The 17213-nt window shown below is 73.9% G+C and carries 16 protein-coding genes and 1 pseudogene; 8 read left to right on the forward strand and 9 right to left on the reverse strand.

Features of this window, described 5'->3' with window-relative positions:
- Window positions 1-126: 126 nt before the first annotated feature.
- Window positions 127-1065: an SGNH/GDSL hydrolase family protein gene (locus ACWGJO_RS37125; RefSeq protein ID WP_452190082.1), complete on the reverse strand. Its 939-nt coding sequence runs from the start codon at window positions 1063-1065 to the stop codon at window positions 127-129.
- 368 nt (window positions 1066-1433) lie between these two features.
- On the opposite strand from ACWGJO_RS37125, the gene ACWGJO_RS37130 reads away from it, so the two are divergent.
- A complete protein-coding gene (locus ACWGJO_RS37130; protein ID WP_452190083.1) occupies window positions 1434-3089 on the forward strand; it encodes an FAD-binding dehydrogenase in 1656 nt (551 codons plus the stop codon).
- 16 nt (window positions 3090-3105) lie between these two features.
- Here the strand turns inward: ACWGJO_RS37130 and lepB are convergent, their stop codons facing one another.
- The gene (gene lepB / locus ACWGJO_RS37135; protein ID WP_452190084.1) at window positions 3106-3777 is read right to left on the reverse strand and encodes a signal peptidase I; all 672 of its coding nucleotides are present in this window, start codon (window positions 3775-3777) and stop codon (window positions 3106-3108) included.
- Window positions 3778-3926: 149 nt separating this feature from the next.
- Here lepB and ACWGJO_RS37140 point away from each other — a divergent pair, with 149 nt between their 5' ends.
- The 3 genes from ACWGJO_RS37140 to ACWGJO_RS37150 all read left to right on the forward strand — a co-directional run bounded on the left by ACWGJO_RS37140 (window position 3927) and on the right by ACWGJO_RS37150 (window position 6665).
- Window positions 3927-4343 carry a (2Fe-2S) ferredoxin domain-containing protein gene (locus ACWGJO_RS37140; protein ID WP_359912276.1) on the forward strand — a complete coding sequence of 139 codons (417 nt, stop codon included), beginning with the start codon at window positions 3927-3929 and terminating at the stop codon, window positions 4341-4343.
- A gap of 167 nt (window positions 4344-4510) precedes the next feature.
- Window positions 4511-4765 carry a hypothetical protein gene (locus ACWGJO_RS37145; RefSeq protein ID WP_452190085.1) on the forward strand — a complete coding sequence of 85 codons (255 nt, stop codon included), beginning with the start codon at window positions 4511-4513 and terminating at the stop codon, window positions 4763-4765.
- Between the two features lie 232 nt (window positions 4766-4997).
- Window positions 4998-6665 (forward strand): purple acid phosphatase family protein, encoded by a 1668-nt coding sequence (locus tag ACWGJO_RS37150; RefSeq protein ID WP_387730439.1) that lies wholly within the window; start codon window positions 4998-5000, stop codon window positions 6663-6665.
- 60 nt (window positions 6666-6725) lie between these two features.
- Here the strand turns inward: ACWGJO_RS37150 and ACWGJO_RS37155 are convergent, their stop codons facing one another.
- Entirely contained in the window at window positions 6726-7058 is a 333-nt protein-coding gene (locus ACWGJO_RS37155; RefSeq protein WP_359912267.1) for a YnfA family protein, read from the reverse strand.
- A 30-nt stretch (window positions 7059-7088) separates the two neighbouring features.
- The gene (locus tag ACWGJO_RS37160) at window positions 7089-8303 is read right to left on the reverse strand and encodes a pyridoxal phosphate-dependent aminotransferase (protein WP_401050409.1); all 1215 of its coding nucleotides are present in this window, start codon (window positions 8301-8303) and stop codon (window positions 7089-7091) included.
- 97 nt (window positions 8304-8400) lie between these two features.
- Here ACWGJO_RS37160 and ACWGJO_RS37165 point away from each other — a divergent pair.
- Both ACWGJO_RS37165 and ACWGJO_RS37170 read left to right on the forward strand, forming a co-directional pair.
- A pseudogene (locus ACWGJO_RS37165) lies at window positions 8401-8754 on the forward strand (winged helix-turn-helix transcriptional regulator); the annotation flags it as partial.
- 263 nt (window positions 8755-9017) lie between these two features.
- Window positions 9018-9809 carry an SGNH/GDSL hydrolase family protein gene (locus ACWGJO_RS37170; protein WP_452190086.1) on the forward strand — a complete coding sequence of 264 codons (792 nt, stop codon included), beginning with the start codon at window positions 9018-9020 and terminating at the stop codon, window positions 9807-9809.
- Window positions 9810-9830: 21 nt separating this feature from the next.
- On the opposite strand, the gene ACWGJO_RS37175 is transcribed toward ACWGJO_RS37170, so the two are convergent.
- The gene (locus ACWGJO_RS37175) at window positions 9831-10493 is read right to left on the reverse strand and encodes a GNAT family N-acetyltransferase (protein WP_452190087.1); all 663 of its coding nucleotides are present in this window, start codon (window positions 10491-10493) and stop codon (window positions 9831-9833) included.
- A 129-nt stretch (window positions 10494-10622) separates the two neighbouring features.
- Here ACWGJO_RS37175 and ACWGJO_RS37180 point away from each other — a divergent pair, with 129 nt between their 5' ends.
- Window positions 10623-11561, forward strand: coding sequence for a pentapeptide repeat-containing protein (locus ACWGJO_RS37180; RefSeq protein WP_452190088.1), 939 nt, complete (start codon window positions 10623-10625; stop codon window positions 11559-11561).
- Between the two features lie 57 nt (window positions 11562-11618).
- Here the strand turns inward: ACWGJO_RS37180 and ACWGJO_RS37185 are convergent, their stop codons facing one another.
- From ACWGJO_RS37185 to ACWGJO_RS37200, 4 genes are all read right to left on the reverse strand, one after another.
- The gene (locus ACWGJO_RS37185) at window positions 11619-12353 is read right to left on the reverse strand and encodes a tyrosine-protein phosphatase (RefSeq protein ID WP_452190089.1); all 735 of its coding nucleotides are present in this window, start codon (window positions 12351-12353) and stop codon (window positions 11619-11621) included.
- Window positions 12354-12362: 9 nt separating this feature from the next.
- Window positions 12363-13016: a TetR family transcriptional regulator gene (locus ACWGJO_RS37190; RefSeq protein WP_452190090.1), complete on the reverse strand. Its 654-nt coding sequence runs from the start codon at window positions 13014-13016 to the stop codon at window positions 12363-12365.
- Between the two features lie 107 nt (window positions 13017-13123).
- Entirely contained in the window at window positions 13124-14023 is a 900-nt protein-coding gene (locus tag ACWGJO_RS37195) for an aminoglycoside phosphotransferase family protein (protein WP_452190091.1), read from the reverse strand.
- A gap of 92 nt (window positions 14024-14115) precedes the next feature.
- Window positions 14116-14508: a PPOX class F420-dependent oxidoreductase gene (locus ACWGJO_RS37200; RefSeq protein ID WP_359912243.1), complete on the reverse strand. Its 393-nt coding sequence runs from the start codon at window positions 14506-14508 to the stop codon at window positions 14116-14118.
- A 178-nt stretch (window positions 14509-14686) separates the two neighbouring features.
- Between ACWGJO_RS37200 and ACWGJO_RS37205 the strand changes: the two genes are divergently transcribed.
- Window positions 14687-17170: a Tex family protein gene (locus tag ACWGJO_RS37205; protein WP_452190092.1), complete on the forward strand. Its 2484-nt coding sequence runs from the start codon at window positions 14687-14689 to the stop codon at window positions 17168-17170.
- Window positions 17171-17213 lie beyond the last annotated feature (43 nt).

Here is a 17213-nt window from a genome sequence, read left to right on the forward strand (position 1 = left end):
GCCGGTGACCGGGGGTTCGGTCACCGGCCCCTCGGGGCTTTCCGGGGGCGCGCCGGGCGGGCGCCGCGCGGGCGGCGGTCGGGGCGCGGCACCCGCGTGGACGGCGGTTCGGGCGCCGCGGCCGCGCTACTTCAGCGCGGCGAGCACCGCCTGGGCCATCACCTGCTCGCCGGTCGCGTTGGGGTGGAACGGCACGGCGGGCGAGCCGGGCAGCGCGCCCTCGATCCAGCGGTCGTCCGAGCAGACGTCGTGCCCGAGGGTCGGCGTCGTGGTGTCCACGTAGGTCGCGCCGTTCGCGGCCGCGGTGGACTTCAGCGCGGCGTTCAGCGTGTTGAGCACGCCGTGCATGTACTCGACGTCGCCCGGCGTCACCGGCTGGCGCAGGATGCACTTCGAGCCGTCGGCGGGCAGCACGGACGGGTAGCCGACCAGCAGCACCCTGGCCCCGGGCGCCTTGGTGTGGATGCGCTTGAGGGTGTCGGCCAGCTGCGGGGTGATGGTGGTGCGGATCCGCTCGGCCAGGTCGTCGGTGCCGTACTGCCAGGACATGCTGCTCCAGTCCCAGTAGCCGTGGTGGTAGACGTCCTTGCAGGGCGTGCCGAGCGGGTTGACGACGGCGCCGGCGATGCAGGTGGCGACCAGTTCGCCGAGGCCGAGGTCGCTGGCCGCGAGGTCGTTGCCGCCGATCCCGAGGGTGACCAGGTCGGTGTCGGCGGTCACCGCGTCCAGCTGCGGGTCGTTGACCCTGATGAAGGCGTCGTACTGGGGCTGCGTCATCGCCTTGATCTTGGCGGCGGAGCAGGTGACGTCGGTGTACCGGCCGGACTTGAGGGCGGCGGCGACCAGGTGGCCGTAGTTGCGGTCGGAGCGCAGGCACAGACCGGCCGACTGGCCCGGCACGCCGGCGCCGGCGGCGTAGGAGTCGCCGAGCGCCACGTAGTGCTTCGGCGCGGCGCCGGCGGCCTGGGCGGTGGTGGAGGTGAGCGCGAGTGCGGCACCGAGGGCGACGGCGGCGAGCGCGGTGGAATTCCGGAGGTGCCGGGATTTCCGGGCAGGGCGGAGCACGATTCCTCCTGGGGGAGAGAAACGACGGGTGGGGGTCGCATCGAGCCGGGCCACAGCTACTCGCAGGTAAGTTACTGCCAGGTTTCCCGGACGTCCATGGTTTGCGCCGCAATTGCCGACATTCCGTCAGGCGGGCCCGGACGGAATTCCGCATTTCGCCCCACCGGGTGCCGAACGGCTATCGCACGGCTCTCGAACGGCTATCGCGCCACTGCCGGCGGCAATGCCTAACGGGCCGGTCGGGTAATACAGGGGGGCGGTCGTTCCCCGCCGTTTTACGGCAGTTCACCGAAGCCCGCTTTTTGGGCCCAACCGCGGGGGCGCGCCCCGGAGGCCCCGCCACCGCGAGCCCCGACGGAGGACTGCGCATGGCCCTGGACGCCGACGTCATCGTCATCGGAGCGGGCCTCGCGGGCCTCGCCGCCACCGCCGAACTCGCCGACGCCGGACGGAAGGTGATCCTCCTCGACCAGGAGCCCGCCGCCTCCTTCGGCGGCCAGGCGCACTGGTCCTTCGGCGGTCTCTTCCTGGTCGACTCGCCCGAGCAGCGCCGGATGCGGATCCGCGACTCGCACGCCCTCGCCCTGCGGGACTGGCTCGGTACGGCCGGCTTCGACCGGCCCGAGGACGCCTGGCCGCGCCGCTGGGCCGAGGCGTACGTGGACTTCGCGGCGGGCGAGAAGCGCTCCTGGCTGCACGGCATGGGCGTGCGGTTCTTCCCGGTGGTCGGCTGGGCCGAGCGCGGCGGCTACCTCGCCGACGGGCCCGGCAATTCGGTGCCGCGCTTCCACATCACCTGGGGCACCGGGCCGGGGCTGCTGGCGCCCTTCGTCCGGCGGGTCCGCGCCGCCGCCGCGCGCGGCCTGGTGGACGTGCGCTTCCGGCACCGGGTCACCGGGCTGTCCGCCACCGCGGGCGCCGTCGACACCGTCACCGGTGAGGTGCTGGTGCCGAGCCCGGCGGGCCGGGGCGAGGCCAGCTCGCGCGAGGCCGCCGGGAGCTTCGAGCTGCGCGCCCAGGCCGTGATCGTCACCTCCGGCGGCATCGGCGGCAACCACGACCTGGTCCGCAAGGCCTGGCCGGCCCGGCTCGGCACCCCGCCCGCCAGGCTGCTCTCCGGGGTGCCCGCGCACGTGGACGGACTGATGCTGGAGGTCGCCGGCCGGGCCGGGGCCAGCCTGATCAACGGCGACCGGATGTGGCACTACACCGAGGGCATCGAGAACTGGGACCCGATCTGGGCCCGGCACGGCATCCGCATCCTGCCCGGCCCCTCCTCGCTCTGGCTGGACGCGCGGGGCAGGCGGCTGCCCGTCCCGCTGTTCCCCGGCTTCGACACCCTCGGGACGCTCGAACACATCATGTCCACCGGGTACGAGTACACCTGGTTCGTGCTCAACCAGCGGATCGTCGAGAAGGAGTTCACCCTCTCCGGCTCCGAGCAGAACCCCGACCTGACCGGCAAGTCGGTGCGCGGCGTGCTCGGGCGCGCGCTGCCCGGGGCCCCCGGCCCGGTCCAGGGCCACCTGCGGCACGGCCGGGACTTCGTGGTCGCCCGCGACCTCGCCGACCTCGCCCGGGGCATGAACGCCAGGACCGGCGAACCGCTGATCGACCCGGACGAGCTGCGCCGCACCGTCGAGGACCGCGACCGGCAGCTGGCCAACCCCTTCGCCAAGGACCTCCAGGTCACCGCGATCCACGGGGCCCGCCGCCACCTCGGCGACAGGCTCATCCGCACCGCCGCCCCGCACCGCATCCTCGACCCGGGCGCCGCGCCGCTGATCGCCGTCCGGCTGAACATCCTGACCCGCAAGTCGCTCGGCGGACTGGAGACCGATCTGTCCTCCCGGGTGCTGCGGCCGGACGGCGAGGTGCTGCCGGGGGTGTACGCGGCCGGCGAGGCCTCCGGGTTCGGCGGCGGGGGCGTGCACGGGTACCGCTCCCTGGAGGGGACGTTCCTGGGCGGCTGCCTGTTCTCGGGCCGTACGGCGGGACGGGCGGCGGCCCGGGCGGTCGGGTAGCGGCGCCGGGGCGGCGTCAGAAGGTGGCCGGCGGCTCCAGCCCCAGCGGCCGGGCGGCCCGGCCGCGGACGGCGAAGACGATCGCCGCGATCAGGCCGATGACGGCCAGCAGCAGCCCGAGCGCGGCCAGGACGAGCGCCCCGGCGAGCTTGCCGGGCAGCGCCTCGTCGCCGGCGCCGTTGTGCCACACCACCCGCTCGCCGACCTTCGCGAGGTCGACGGTGCCCTGCTGGTCGGCCAGGTTGATCCGGGAGTCGAAGGCGTCGGCGCGGCGGTCCCCCATGAGGAAGGCCCGGCCCGGCGGGACGGTGACGTCGAAGTCGAGGTAGCAGGTGTGGGCCTGCCGGGCCGGCGGCTCGTCGACCGGCTTCCCGTTGAGGCTGAACTGTCCGTTCGCGCAGGCGATGCGGTCGCCGCCCAGGGCCATGGCCCGCTGGATGACCATGCCCTGCAGCGTCCAGGGGGAGTTGATGGCGTAGACCTCGCCGTGGCGCACGTCCGCGGGCTGGACCCGTTCGGTCCAGAGCCCGGTGCCCGACCGCAGCTCCGGCGACATCGTCTCGCCCGCCATGCGGTGATAGCCGTAGCCGGAGCCGACCACGGCGAACCCGAGCACGGCGCACAGGATCCCGACCACTCCCACGGCCACCGATATCCATGTACCGCGGCGGCCCCTTCGCTTCGGCATCCGGCCGTCCTCCCCTTGTCGTTCGTGACTCGTGTTGCGGCCCGTGGGCCGTGCGCATCCTAAGGGTCTGGCGGGCGCCCCCTGGCCTGCGGGTACAGTGCGGGGGCCGGTGCGGAGCGCGCCGCCGACCACGAGGGGGAGCCGAACCGATGAGCCGCCGAGAGCGCGACGGTGCCCGGGACCGCAAGCGGGGCGCCGGTGCCCCCGTGACCGTCACGGTCTGCCGGGGCTGCTGCTGCGGCACCGAGGCCAAGCACCCCGGGGTGGACCATGCGGGCCAGTACGAGCGGCTGCGGACGGCGGTGGGTTCGGCGGGCCGGGTCCGGGCGGTCAAGTGCCTGGACGTGTGCACCCAGTCGAACGTGGTGGTGGTCGGCCCCTCGGCGGAGGGCCGGGCGGCGGGCGGCCGGCCGGTCTGGCTGGGTTTCGTGCTGATGGACGAGATGATCGACGAGATCGGCGCCTGGGTGCGCGCGGGCGGCCCGGGCCTGGCCGATCCGCCGGGGCTGCTGGACCTCCAGCTGATCTCGGTGTCCCGGCGGGTCCGCGAGGGCCTGCCGGAGTGAGGTCGGGCTCCGGCTGAGGTCGGCCCCCGGTCCTGCCGGGTGATCGTCAGATCATGTCTACCCGGGGCGAACCCGGGTCGGTCCGGGTGCCTTCACCACTACCATGACCGGTGGCGCCGGGCCCTCGCGGACGGCGCCGAGCCGATTCCGCGCGAGGGAGGAAGCCGATGACGACGGTCTGCCGCATCTGCGCGGGCACGGGCCGGACCGCCGGTCTCAGCTGCCGGACCTGCCAGGGCACCGGCACCACCGAGGTGGGCGGCGGGGGCGGCAACTGCTTCCTCTGCGACGGCACCGGGGTGTACGTGCGCTACCGGGTGGACGCGACCGGGGCCAAGCACGCCTACCGGGACGAGATCTGCCGCACCTGCGACGGCACCGGCAACCGGGCCCCCACCCGGTGGGACGAGCCCTCCGACTGAGGACGGACCCGGCCGGCCGGTGGCGCGGGCCGCGGGCCCGGGCGGGCCCGCGGCACCGCCGACGACCGCTCAGTCCGAGGGGCCGGTGGGGGCCATGATGCGGCGTCGAGACGGTACGGGTACGCCCTTTACCGAATCATGGTCGAACATTGGCGTTCGAATGGTGGGTACGCTGCGACCCGTTCACCCGGTGTCCGTGCGCGATCAACGTGCCGCTGGAAGAGTCCCGCGCATGGATATCCCCAACATGGGCGTGCCGGCCAAGCTTGCCGACCGCATGAGCATGGCCGAGCAGCACGAGTACCTGCGGGCCCGCTTCTCCCGCCGCCGGATGCTGCGCGCCGGTGCCGTGACCGTGGGCGCCGTCGCCGTCGGCGGCGCGCTGGGCAGCGGGACGGCCTTCGCCGCCCCGGCCGGCCCGCAGCTGCTGACCGGTGGCACGACCAGCGGCATCGACGGCGCGCTGGTCGCGCCGACCGGCCGTCACCTCCAGTTCGGCCCCGAGCCGGACACCCAGTTCCGCGTCTCCTGGCAGGTGCCGGCCCCGGTCAAGAAGCCGTTCCTGCGCTTCGGAAAGACCCCGTGGGAGCTGAGCCACAAGGTCCAGGCCGAGGTCCGCGCCCTGCACACCCCGGCGCTGACCCCGAACAGCCAGCCGGTGGACCAGTACTACCTGCACGTGGCGCTGGAGGACCTGCGCCCCGACACCACGTACTACTACGGTGTCGGCCACGAGGGCTTCGACCCGGCCTCGCAGCAGCAGATCTCCACCCTGCACACCTTCCGCACCGCGCCCTCCCGCGACCACCGCTGGGGCAAGGTGTACGAGCCGTTCACCTTCACCGCCTTCGGCGACCAGGGCGTCAGCGCGCACGCGGCCGGCAACGACCACATCATCAAGGCCCAGAACCCGGCCTTCCACCTGCACGCCGGCGACATCTGCTACGCCGACCCGGCCGGTTCCGGCACCGACCCGGACAAGTCCGTCTTCAACGCGAAGACCTGGGACGACTTCCTGGTGCAGACCGAGACGGTCGCCGCCGAGATCCCGTGGATGGTCGCGTACGGCAACCACGACATCGAGGCCTGGTACTCGCCGAACGGCTACGGCGGCGAGAACGCCCGCTTCTTCCTGCCGAACAACGGCCCGGACCCGCGCGCCGTCCCCGGCGTCTACACCTTCCGCTACAAGAACGTCGGCGTCGTCTCGCTGGACGCCAACGACGTCTCGTACGAGATCCCGGCCAACCTGGGCGTCTCGGCGAACAAGCAGACCAAGTGGCTGGAGCGCACCCTCAAGGACCTGCGCAACGACGAGACCGTCGACTTCGTCGTGGTCTTCTTCCACCACTGCGCCTTCTCCACCACCGTCGCGCACGCCTCCGAGGGCGGTGTCCGCGAGGCCTGGGTGCCGCTGTTCGAGAAGTACCGGGTGGACCTGGTCATCAACGGCCACAACCACATCTACGAGCGCACCGACGCGATCCTCGGCAACAAGGTCTCGAAGCAGGTGCCGAGCGGCGCCACCATCGAGCCGGCCAAGGACGGCGTGGTCTACGTCACCGCGGGTGCGGCCGGCCGCAGCCTGTACAAGTTCGACGTGCCGGACACCTACGAGGGGCACGAGAACCACCAGGACGAGGTCAAGACCTACTACTGGAGCAAGGGCAGGGTGAAGACCCCCGAGACCATCCAGTGGTCGCGGGTGCGCTACACCGGCTACTCCTTCATCAAGGTCGACGTCACCCCGAAGCACCTGGGCCAGAAGTCGGTCATGAAGGTCACCGCGCTGGCCGAGGACGGCACGCAGATCGACAACTACACGATCCTGCGCACGGTCGGCGAGGGCTGGGACTCGAACCGCGACGACGACGGCCAGGGCGGCGGCTGGGGCTGGTAGTCCCCGAGCGGCCGGCGCTCCCCGGACGCGCCCGACGGGCCCCGGCGGTGAGGGAGGACCTCAGCGCCGGGGCCCGTACATGATGACGCCGACCCCGGCCAGGCAGACCAGCGCGCCCAGCACGTCGTAGCGGGTCGGCCGGAAGCCGTCCACGACCACGCCCCACAGCAGCGAGCCGGCCACGAACACCCCGCCGTACGCGGCCAGCACCCGGCCGAAGTTGCTGTCCGGCTGCAGGGCGGCCACGAAGCCGTACGCGCCGAGCGCCACCACCCCCAGGCCGGCCAGCCACCACGGCCGCTGCTCGCGCACGCTCTGCCAGACCAGCCAGCAGCCGCCGATCTCGGCGACGGCGGCGAGGACGAACAGGGCGACGGAGCGAAGGACGGTCATGCGGCCGAGCCTAGGGCGTGTCCCGGGGCGTCAGCTCTGGCGGTACGTGGCCAGGAAGCGCCCGATCCGGTTGACGGCCGTCTCCAGGTCGTCGGCCCGGGGCAGGGTGACGAAGCGGAAGTGGTCCGGGCGCGGCCAGTTGAAGCCGGTGCCCTGGACGACGTGGATCTTCTCGCGCAGCAGCAGGTCCAGCACGAACCGCTCGTCGTCGACGATCCGGTGCACCGCCGGGTCCAGCCTGGCGAAGGCGTACAGCGCGCCCTTGGGCTTGACGCAGCTGACGCCGGGGATCTCGTTGAGCGCCTTGACGGCGATGTCGCGCTGCTCGGTGAGCCGGCCGCCGGGCAGCACCAGGTCGTTGATGGACTGGTGGCCGCCGAGCGCCGCCTGCACGGCGTACTGGGCGGGCACGTTGGGGCACAGCCGCATGCCGGAGAGCATGGTCAGGCCCTCCAGGTAGTCGGTGGCGTGCTGCCGGGGGCCGGAGACGACCAGCCAGCCGCTGCGGAAGCCGGCCACCCGGTAGGACTTGGAGAGGCCGTTGAAGGTGAGGGTCAGCACGTCGTCGGCCAGGGCGGCCAGGCAGTGGTGCTCGGTGCCGTCGTAGAGGATCTTGTCGTAGATCTCGTCGGCCAGCACCATCAGGTGGTGGCGGCGGGCCAGGTCGAGGATGCCCTCCAGCAGTTCCTTCGGGTAGACGGCGCCGGTGGGGTTGTTGGGGTTGATGACGACGATCGCCTTGGTGCGGGCGGTGATCTTGGCGGCGATGTCGTCCAGGTCCGGGTACCACTCGGCCTCTTCGTCGCACAGGTAGTGCACGGCCTTGCCGCCGGCCAGCCGGACCGCGGCCGTCCAGAGCGGGTAGTCGGGCATCGGCACGAGGACCTCGTCGCCGTCGTCCACCAGCGCGGTGACGGCCATCTGGATCAGCTCGGAGGCGCCGTTGCCGAGGTAGACGTCGTTGACGGTGACGCCCTGGACCCCGCGCTGCTGGTAGTACTGCACCACCGCCCGGCGGGCCGGCAGGATGCCGCGCGAGTCGCTGTAGCCGTGCGCCTTGGGCAGGTTGCGGATGATGTCCTGGATGATCTCCTCGGGCGCCTCGAAGCCGAACGGGGCCGGGTTCCCGGTGTTCAGCCGCAGCACGCTGTGCCCGGCCTCCTCCAGGGCGTTGGCCTGGTCGACCACCGGGCCCCGGATCTCGTAGCACACGTCATTCAGCTTGCTGGACTGTCGAAACTCCATCTGCGGCCTCCCGACCGTCACCACCGCTCCGTTGCTTCAGCTTTGTTCTACCAAGTGTGTACTTGGAAAGTCCAACCTCTTGGCTATGCTGATCCGCATGTCACGCCGAAGCTACGACCAGTACTGCGCCGTCGCCCGCGCCCTGGACGCGGTGGGGGAGCGCTGGAGCCTCCTGATCGTCCGTGAGCTCCTCGGCGGCCCGCGCCGCTACACCGACCTGCACGCCGACCTGCCCGGCGTCTCCACCGACATCCTGGCCGCCCGGCTCAAGCAACTGGAGGCGGAGGAACTGGTGACCCGCCGCCGGCTGGAGCGGCCCGCCAACGCGACGGTCTACGAACTGACCGGGCGGGGCCGTGAACTGCGGCCGGTCGTCGAGGCGCTGGGGGAGTGGGGGCTGGCCGCCCTCGGCGAGCAGCGGCCCACCGACGCCGTGCGCGAGCACTGGTTCACGCCCCGCGGGGCGGAGGAGCCGGCGGCGGTCACGGCCGGCTGACGACCGCGGGCGCGCCCGGGTCGCCCGGACGGGGCGGCGGCAAGGCCCCCGTCGCCGACCGCCGCCCCGTGTGCCTGCGGTGTGTCCCGGACCGATGAACGAACGATCGGCGTGCGATGAGCGCCGGGGCCCCTCGCCGCCCCGGGCGGGCACGCACGTACGATCGTCGGACCGCCCAGAGTCGTTCGGGGTCGTTCCAGGAGAGCGGAGGCCAGCCCGTGCCCACCCCCTACCGCAGCTATGTCGCCGTCGGCGACTCCTTCACCGAGGGCATGGGCGACGACCTGCTGCCGGACGGCCACTACCGGGGCTGGGCCGACCGGGTCGCCTCGGCACTGGCCGCCGAGCATGCCGACGCACAGCCCGCGGACGCCGGCTTCCGGTACGCCAACCTCGCCGTCCGCGGCAAGCTCATCGGCCAGATCCACGACGAGCAGCTCGCCGCCGCCACCGCGATGGGGGCCGAGCTGGTCACCCTGGCCGGCGGCCTCAACGACGTGCTGCGCCCCGGCTGCGACATCGACGCGGTCGAGCGGCTGCTCGGCCGCTGCGCCGCCGGGCTGCGCGCCACCGGCGCCACCGTCGTGCTGTTCACCAGCACCGACCCCACCCGGCGCATGGCCGGCAGCGCCCGGCTGCTGCCCGCCATCCTGCGGATGAAGGCCTTCGTCCAGGAGCTGGGCCGGCAGGACGGCTTCGCCGTGGTCGACCTGTTCTCCGCGCCCTGCTTCGACGACCGCCGGCTGTGGGCCGAGGACCGTCTGCACCTCTCGTCCGAGGGTCACCGCCGGGTCGCCGCGGGCGTGCTGGAGGCGCTCGGCCGCCCCGCGGCCTTCGACTGGCGCGCCCCGCTGCCCGCCGCCGCCCCGGCCGGCCGCGCCGAGCGGCTGCGCGAGGACGCCCGTTGGCTGGGCACCCACGTCGGCCCGTGGATCGGCCGCCGCCTCACCGGCCGCTCCTCCGGCGACGGCCGCCCGGCGAAGCGGCCGGAGCTGCTGCCGTACCGCTGAGGTCCGCTCGGTCGAGGTCCGCTACCCGTCGGCGCCGGCGCCCGGCGCGTCGAGGACCAGGCTCGCCATCGGGGCGTGGGTGGTCCAGCCCATCGCCTCGTAGAGCGCCCGTCCCTCCGGCGTGCCGACCAGTACGCCGGTGCGCGCGCCCCGCGCGTGCGCGGCGGACTGGAGCGTCCGCATCACCAGGACGCCCAGGCCCCGGCGGCGGTGCTCGGGCACGGTGGTGATCTGGTCCGGTACGGCCACCGGGCCGGCCAGGCCCGCCTGGCCGCGCGCGGCGAGGTGCCCGTCCCCGGTGCGCACCAGCGCCCGGAGGACCCCGCCCCGCTCCCAGGCGGTCACGGTGTACCCGGCCGGGACCTCGGGCCGCTCGGCGACGAGCGGCACGCTCATCAGGAAGCCCGGCGCGTCCAGGCGCCACCGTTCGTCCAGCCAGGGGCGCACCGTGGCGTCCTCGGCGAACAGCTTCAGCCAGGTGGTCGGCGCGGTGACGGTCTCGGCGAGCTTGCGGACGTCGGCCTCGGTCGGTTCCGGCAGCACGTGCCGGCCCACCTCGCCGGCCGGCGCGCCGACGTCGATGCTCCAGCCCCAGGGCTGGTCCACCGGCTCGGCGGAGCCGCGCGAGACGGCCCAGCCCGAGATCCACATCCGGACCAGGTCCCTGGTGTCCGGTTCCCGCATGTCGCCCACCCCCGTGTGTAATGGTCTCAAAGGCATTGCATAGCTTACCGACAGCGAAGGCCGTCGGGCCAGTAGGATTTCCGGGTTCACGGTGCCGCCCGGCGCCGGCTGCTGGAAGGACCCCGGAACGTGCGCGAGACCGAGCCGCCGCAGGACCCCACGGCGGCCGCGCCGACCCCGCTGGAATCCGACTGCGGCAGCTGCTTCGGCCTCTGCTGCGTCGCGCTGCCGTTCGCTGCCGGCAGCGACTTCGCCATGAACAAGTTGGCCGGCAGCGCCTGCCACAACCTGCGGACCGACTTCCGCTGCGGCATCCACGCCCAGCTGCGCGACCGGGGCTTCCAGGGCTGCACCGTCTACGACTGCTTCGGCGCCGGGCAGCGGGTCTCCCAGGTGACCTTCGGCGGCCGCAGCTGGCGCGAGGAGCCGGACAGCGCCAAGGCGATGTTCGACGTCTTCCCGATCGTGCGGCAGCTGCACGAGCTGCTCCGCTACCTCACCGAGGCGCTCACCTTCGCCGCCGCCGCTCCCGTCCACGACGAACTGCGGCAGGCGCTGGAGCGGACCGACCGGCTGGCCGGCGGCACCCCCGAGGAGATCCTCGCCGTCGACGTCCCGGCCCACCGGCAGCGGGTCAGCGAGCTGCTGCTGCGCGCCGGTGAACTGGTCCGCGCCGCCGTCCCGCGCCGCCGCGAGCTCCGGGGCGCCGACCTCTTCGGCGCCCGCCTGCGCGGCGCCGACCTGAGGGGGGCCAACCTGCGCGGCGCCCTGCTCGTCGCGGCCGACCTCTCCGGCGCGGACCTGCGCCTCGCCGACCTGGTCGGCGCCGACCTGCGGGACGCCGACCTGGCCGGCGCGGACCTCGGCACGGCCCTCTTCCTCACCCAGGCCCAGCTCGACGCCGCCCGCGGCGACGCCACCACCCGCCTCCCGGACAGCCTCACCCGGCCCGCCCACTGGCCCGAGACCGCCCCGGCGGCCGGCGGCCGGGCCGCAGGAGGGGCAGGGCCCCGCTCCGGCAAGGGCGGCAGCCGTCCCGCACGGGGCGGACGTCGGCGCCAGGTGTGACCGACACCTCCGGAAGCCCCGGCGGGCCGGCCGACTTCCCGCGCGGGGAGGCGGGGCTCAGCCGGTCAGCAGGCGGGCGCGCAGGGCGGCGGTCTGCTCCCGGTCTATGCCGAGGGTGCCGGTGAGGTAGGCCTCGACCGAGCCGTAGCGGTCGGCGAGGTCGGCGAGGGTGAGTCGGATGACGGCCTCCGGGGCGCGCCCGAAGGCGGGCCAGCGCAGGGTGCGGCCGGGGTGGGCGGCGTGCCAGTCGGCGACGAAGTGCGGGGTGGCGAGCTCGGTGAGGGCGAAGTCGGCGGCGATGTCGTCCTCGCCGACGCCGAGCAGGGTGAGCAGCAGGGCGGCGATCAGCCCGGTGCGGTCCTTGCCGGAGGCGCAGTGGAAGACCACCGGGGCGTCGGCGGCCGTGATCACGTCCAGGGTCCGGCGGATCTCCTTCACCCCGTCCTCGGCGACCTCGGCGAAACGGTCGGCGAGGTAGCGCCACGGGTCGAGCTCCGGGTCGATCTCGGCCTGGTCGTACGGGCGGTGCTCGATCGAGAGGTTGTGGTACTCCAGGCCCTCGAACGCGGGTACCCGGCCCTTGGCGGCGATCTCCCAGGGGTAGCGCAGGTCGATCACGGTCCGCACGCCGAGGGCGTGCAGCCGGTCGAGGTCCGCGGGGGAGTCGATCTTGCCGAGCGAGTCGGAGCGGTACAGCAGCCCCCACCGGACGGAGCGTCCGCCGGCGGCCGCATGGCCGCCCAGGTCGCGGAAGTTGTGCAGGGCATCGAAGGAGTGGTGACGCGTCGTCATGCGCGCACTCTAGTCAGCGGCGGGCCGTTCGCCGCGGGGTGGGCCGTAGCCGTGGGCGAGCAGGCCGAAGGCGCCGGTGGCGTCCCCGACGGCCTCGGCGTACAGCCCGTCGGCGGTGCGGCCCTCCCGGATGCGGCGCCAGTTGTGCAGGGCGAGGACCCGCTGGGTGGCAGTGACCTGGGCGGCGAGCAGGGTGGCGGTGAGCTCCTGCGGCCCGGGCAGGCCGGGGCTCGCGCGAAGCGCCTCGGCCAGCGACTGCTCGGCGCGGGCCACGTACTCGCCGACCCGGGCGGCCAGGCTGGGGGTGCCGTGGACCAGGCCGGTGAAGGCGAGCACCGCGGGGTGGTCGTTGAGGCCGGTGACCGGGTCGCGCCGGGTGAGCCCGGCGAGGAAGTCCCGCAGCAGCGCGTCGAGCACCGGTTCGCCGGGCGGCCGGGCGCGGACCACCTCGGCGGCCTGTTCCTGGTGGTCGGCGAAGCGGTGGACGACCAGGTCCTCCTTGGTGGGGAAGTAGGAGAACAGCGTCGGTTTGGAGACCTCGGCGGCGGCCGCGACGTCGGCCACCGACACCCGGTCGAAGCCGTGCTCCAGGAACAGCGCGATGGCCGCCTCGGAGATGGCCCGCCGGGTCCGCTCCTTCTTCAGCTCCCGCAGTCCCGTCATGCGCCTCAGGCTAGCAGTGGGGATTGACCGGGACAGGTTTTGGACCCGGTCCTCCGGCGGGCGTGTCCGGCCCGGGAGGGCCGCCGCCGGGTACGGCGGACACGCCCCTAGGCGCTGCGGTCGGCGAGCACCTCGCGGACGACGTGGCGGGCGTTGGCGGTCAGCGCCTGGTCGGTGTGGCGGTAGTACGGGATCGTCACCAGGGCGATGGAGAACGCCCAGGCGCGGCCGCGGGCCCACATCGCCTCGTCCGCGCGCAGGGCGGCGCGGAAGGCCGGACGGGCGGCGGCGGGCAGCAGGTTCCAGGCGACGATCAGGTCGGCGGTCGGGTCGCCGACGCCCATCAGGGCGAAGTCGATGACGGCGGAGAGCCGCCCGGTGGGGGCGAGCAGCAGATTGCCCGGGGTGAGGTCGCCGTGCATCCAGACCGGCGGGCCGGCGTACTCGGGCAGCCGAAGCGCCTTGTCCCACAGGGTGGTTGCGGCGCCCGTGTCGATCGAGCCGGAGAGCTGGGCGATGGCCGCGCGGGTGGCGCCGTCCCGGGAAGCGAGCGGTGTGCTGCGCTGGGAGGGCGGGGCGCCGGCCGGGTCGACGGCGCGCAGCGCGTTGACGAAGCCGGCCAGGTCGCGGGCCAGGGCCTGGGGCGCGGCCAGCGCGTTGACGGCCGGGTTGGCGCCGTCCAGCCAGTGCAGCACCGACCACTCCCACGGGTAGCCGGCGGCGGGCCGGCCGACCGCGAGCGGCGCCGGGACGGGCAGCGGCAGCCGTGGCGCCAGCCGGGACAGCCACTGCTGCTCCCGCCGCAGGCCCCCGGCGGCCCACTCCACCCGGGGCAGCCGGACGGCGAGTTCGGGCCCGAGGCGGAACATCGCGTTGTCCGCCCCGGGGGCGGGGACCGGGGTGATCGGAAGGCGCTCCCACTGCGGGAACTGGACGGAGATCAGCCGACGGACCAGGGCCGCGTCGACCACCGGCCCGTCGGGGTGCATCCGGGTGGCAGCGCACATGCCCGGCAGCGTACAGCGCTGGTCGTTACCGTTCAGCCCGATTCCCGAACTGCGCACATTCCAAAGACTATTCGAAAGCGATCAGCGGACGATCAGTCGAAGGTGACCCGCACCCCGATGGTGCCGCCCTTGCCGAAGCGCAGCACGTTGGCGGTCAGCGCCACCGCGCACAGCAGCCCGTACTTGCGCCGCAGCAGCTTCCGGTAGGCGGGCGCCCGGTCCGGGTCCAGCACCGCGGCGGCCGGCACCTGGGCGCCGAGCAGGTTCCCGCGGATGTCGCTCGGCCCGACCAGCACGTCCGAACGGTTGCGCAGGCGCTTGACCTTGCCCGTCTTCGTGACGGTGGTGAAGACCAGCGCGTCACCGTCGCGCGCGACCCACACCGGGGTGGCGACCGGAGTGCCGTTCCTCCGGTACGTGGTGAACAGCAGGTACTTGGCGGCGGCGAGCCGCTCCAACTCGGCGGCGGCATCCAGAGTGTCCATGCCCGCCAGCCTAGGAAGCGGCAACTGGGCCCCGCTCAAGCCTCGGTGGAGCCGCCCGGCACGGCACCCGACGGCGCGCCACGCCCGGCCGTCCCGGGTGCGGCCGGGCGTCGTCGTCGGCACCTGCCAGAATGCAGGGCGTACGGCGCAAGCACTGATGGAGAAGGTGACCGGCTTCGTGACCACGGCAGTCGAACAGGTGGCCCGGCAGGCCCAGCAGGCGATCGAGCGGAAGATCGCCGAGGAGCTGGGTGTCCGCGAGGGGCAGGTGAAGGCTGCGGTCGACCTGCTCGACGGCGGCGCGACCGTCCCCTTCGTGGCCCGCTACCGCAAGGAGGTCACCGGTTCCCTCGACGACGCCCAGCTGCGCGCCCTGGAGGAGCGGCTGCGCTACCTGCGCGAACTGGAGGACCGCCGGGCGGCCGTCCTGGAGTCGATCGAGGCCCAGGGCAAGCTGGACGACGCGCTGCGGGCCCGGGTGCTCGCCGCCGACTCCAAGGCCCGGCTGGAGGACATCTACCTGCCGTTCAAGCCGAAGCGGCGCACCAAGGCCCAGATCGCCCGCGAGGCCGGCCTGGAGCCGCTCGCCGACACCCTGCTGACCGACCCGGGCCAGGACCCGGCCGCGCTGGCCGCGCGGTACCTGAACGACTCGGTCGCGGACGGCCCCGCCGCGCTGGAGGGCGCCCGGGCGATCCTGGTCGAGCGCTTCGGCGAGGACGCCGACCTGGTCGGCTCGCTGCGCGAGCGGATGTGGACCCGCGGGCGGCTGGTCGCCCGGGTCCGCGACGGCAAGGAGGGCGACGGCGCCAAGTTCGCCGACTACTTCGACTTCGCCGAGCCGTACACCAGGCTCCCCTCGCACCGCATCCTGGCGATGCTGCGCGGTGAGAAGGAGGAGGTGCTCGACCTCGACCTCTCCCCGTACGACGGCGAGTCCGAGGGCGACCTGCCCGGCGAGAACGACTACGAGCAGCGGATCTCCGCCCGCTTCGGCATCGCGGACCGCGGCCGCCCGGCCGACAAGTGGCTCGGCGACACCGTCCGCTGGGCCTGGCGCACCCGCATCCTGGTCCGGCTCGGCATCGACCTGCGCGCCCGGCTGCGCGCCGAGGCCGAGGAGGAGGCGGTGCGGGTCTTCGCCGCCAACCTGCGCGACCTGCTGCTCGCCGCCCCGGCCGGCACCCGCGCCACCATGGGCCTGGACCCGGGCTTCCGCACCGGCGTGAAGGTCGCCGTGGTGGACGCCACCGGCAAGGTCGTCGCGTACGACACGATCTACCCGCACCAGCCCGCCAACAAGTGGGACGCGGCCCTGGCCACCCTGGCCGCGCTGGCGGCGAAGCACGGCGTCGACCTGGTCGCGATCGGCAACGGCACCGCCTCCCGGGAGACCGACAAGCTCGCCGAGGACCTGCTGGGGCGCCACCCCGAGCTGAAGCTCACCAAGGCGATGGTCAGCGAGGCCGGCGCCTCGGTGTACTCGGCCTCCGCGTTCGCCTCGCAGGAGCTGCCGGAGCTGGACGTGTCGATCCGCGGCGCGGTCTCGATCGCCCGCCGGCTCCAGGACCCGCTGGCCGAGCTGGTCAAGATCGACCCCAAGTCGATCGGCGTCGGCCAGTACCAGCACGACCTGAGCGAGGTGAAGCTCTCCCGCTCCCTGGACGCCGTGGTCGAGGACTGCGTCAACGCCGTCGGCGTGGACGTCAACACCGCCTCGGCCCCGCTGCTCACCCGGGTCTCCGGGATCACCGGCACGCTGGCCGACAACATCGTGGCGCACCGCGACGCCAACGGCCCGTTCCGTACCCGCAAGCAGCTCAAGGACGTCTCCCGGCTCGGCCCCAAGGCCTTCGAGCAGTGCGCCGGCTTCCTGCGCATCCCCGGGGGCGCGGACCCGCTGGACGCCTCCAGCGTGCACCCCGAGGCCTACCCGGTGGTGCGCCGGATCCTGGCCGCCACCGGTGGGGAGCTGGGCGAGCTGATCGGCAACGGCGAGCGGCTGCGGGCGCTGCGCCCGGCGGACTTCGCCGACGACACCTTCGGCGTCCCGACCGTCACCGACATCCTCGGCGAGCTGGACAAGCCGGGCCGCGACCCGCGCCCGGCCTTCCGCACCGCGACCTTCAAGGAGGGCGTCGACAAGATCGGCGACCTGGAGGTCGGCATGGTGCTGGAGGGCGTGGTCACCAATGTGGCCGCCTTCGGCGCCTTCGTGGACGTGGGCGTCCACCAGGACGGGCTGGTGCACGTCTCGGCGCTGTCGAAGAACTTCGTCAAGGACCCGCGCGAGGTGGTCAAGCCCGGCGACATCGTCAAGGTCCGGGTGCTCACGGTGGACGTGCCGCGCAAGCGGATCGGGCTGACCCTGCGGCTGGACGACGAGGTCGGGCGCGAGCGCGGCGGCGACCGGGGTGACCGGGGTGACCGTCAGGGCCGCCCGCCGCGCCAGGAGCGCCGCGGCGCCGGTCAGGGCAACCAGGGCGGTCAGGGCGGCCGTGGCGGCCAGGACCGGCGCGGTAGCGGTGACCGGGGCAACGACCGGGGCGGCTCCGGCGGCGGTGCGCCCGCCAACAGCGCCATGGCGGACGCGCTGCGCCGCGCGGGCCTGACCGGCGGTGGCGACGGCGGCTCGGGCGACCGGCGCTCCGGGCGGCGCTGAGCCGGGACGGACGGATCACGGCCGGGGCCGGTCGACGCGTTGG

The sequence above is a fragment of the Kitasatospora sp. NPDC054795 genome (assembly GCF_053611565.1).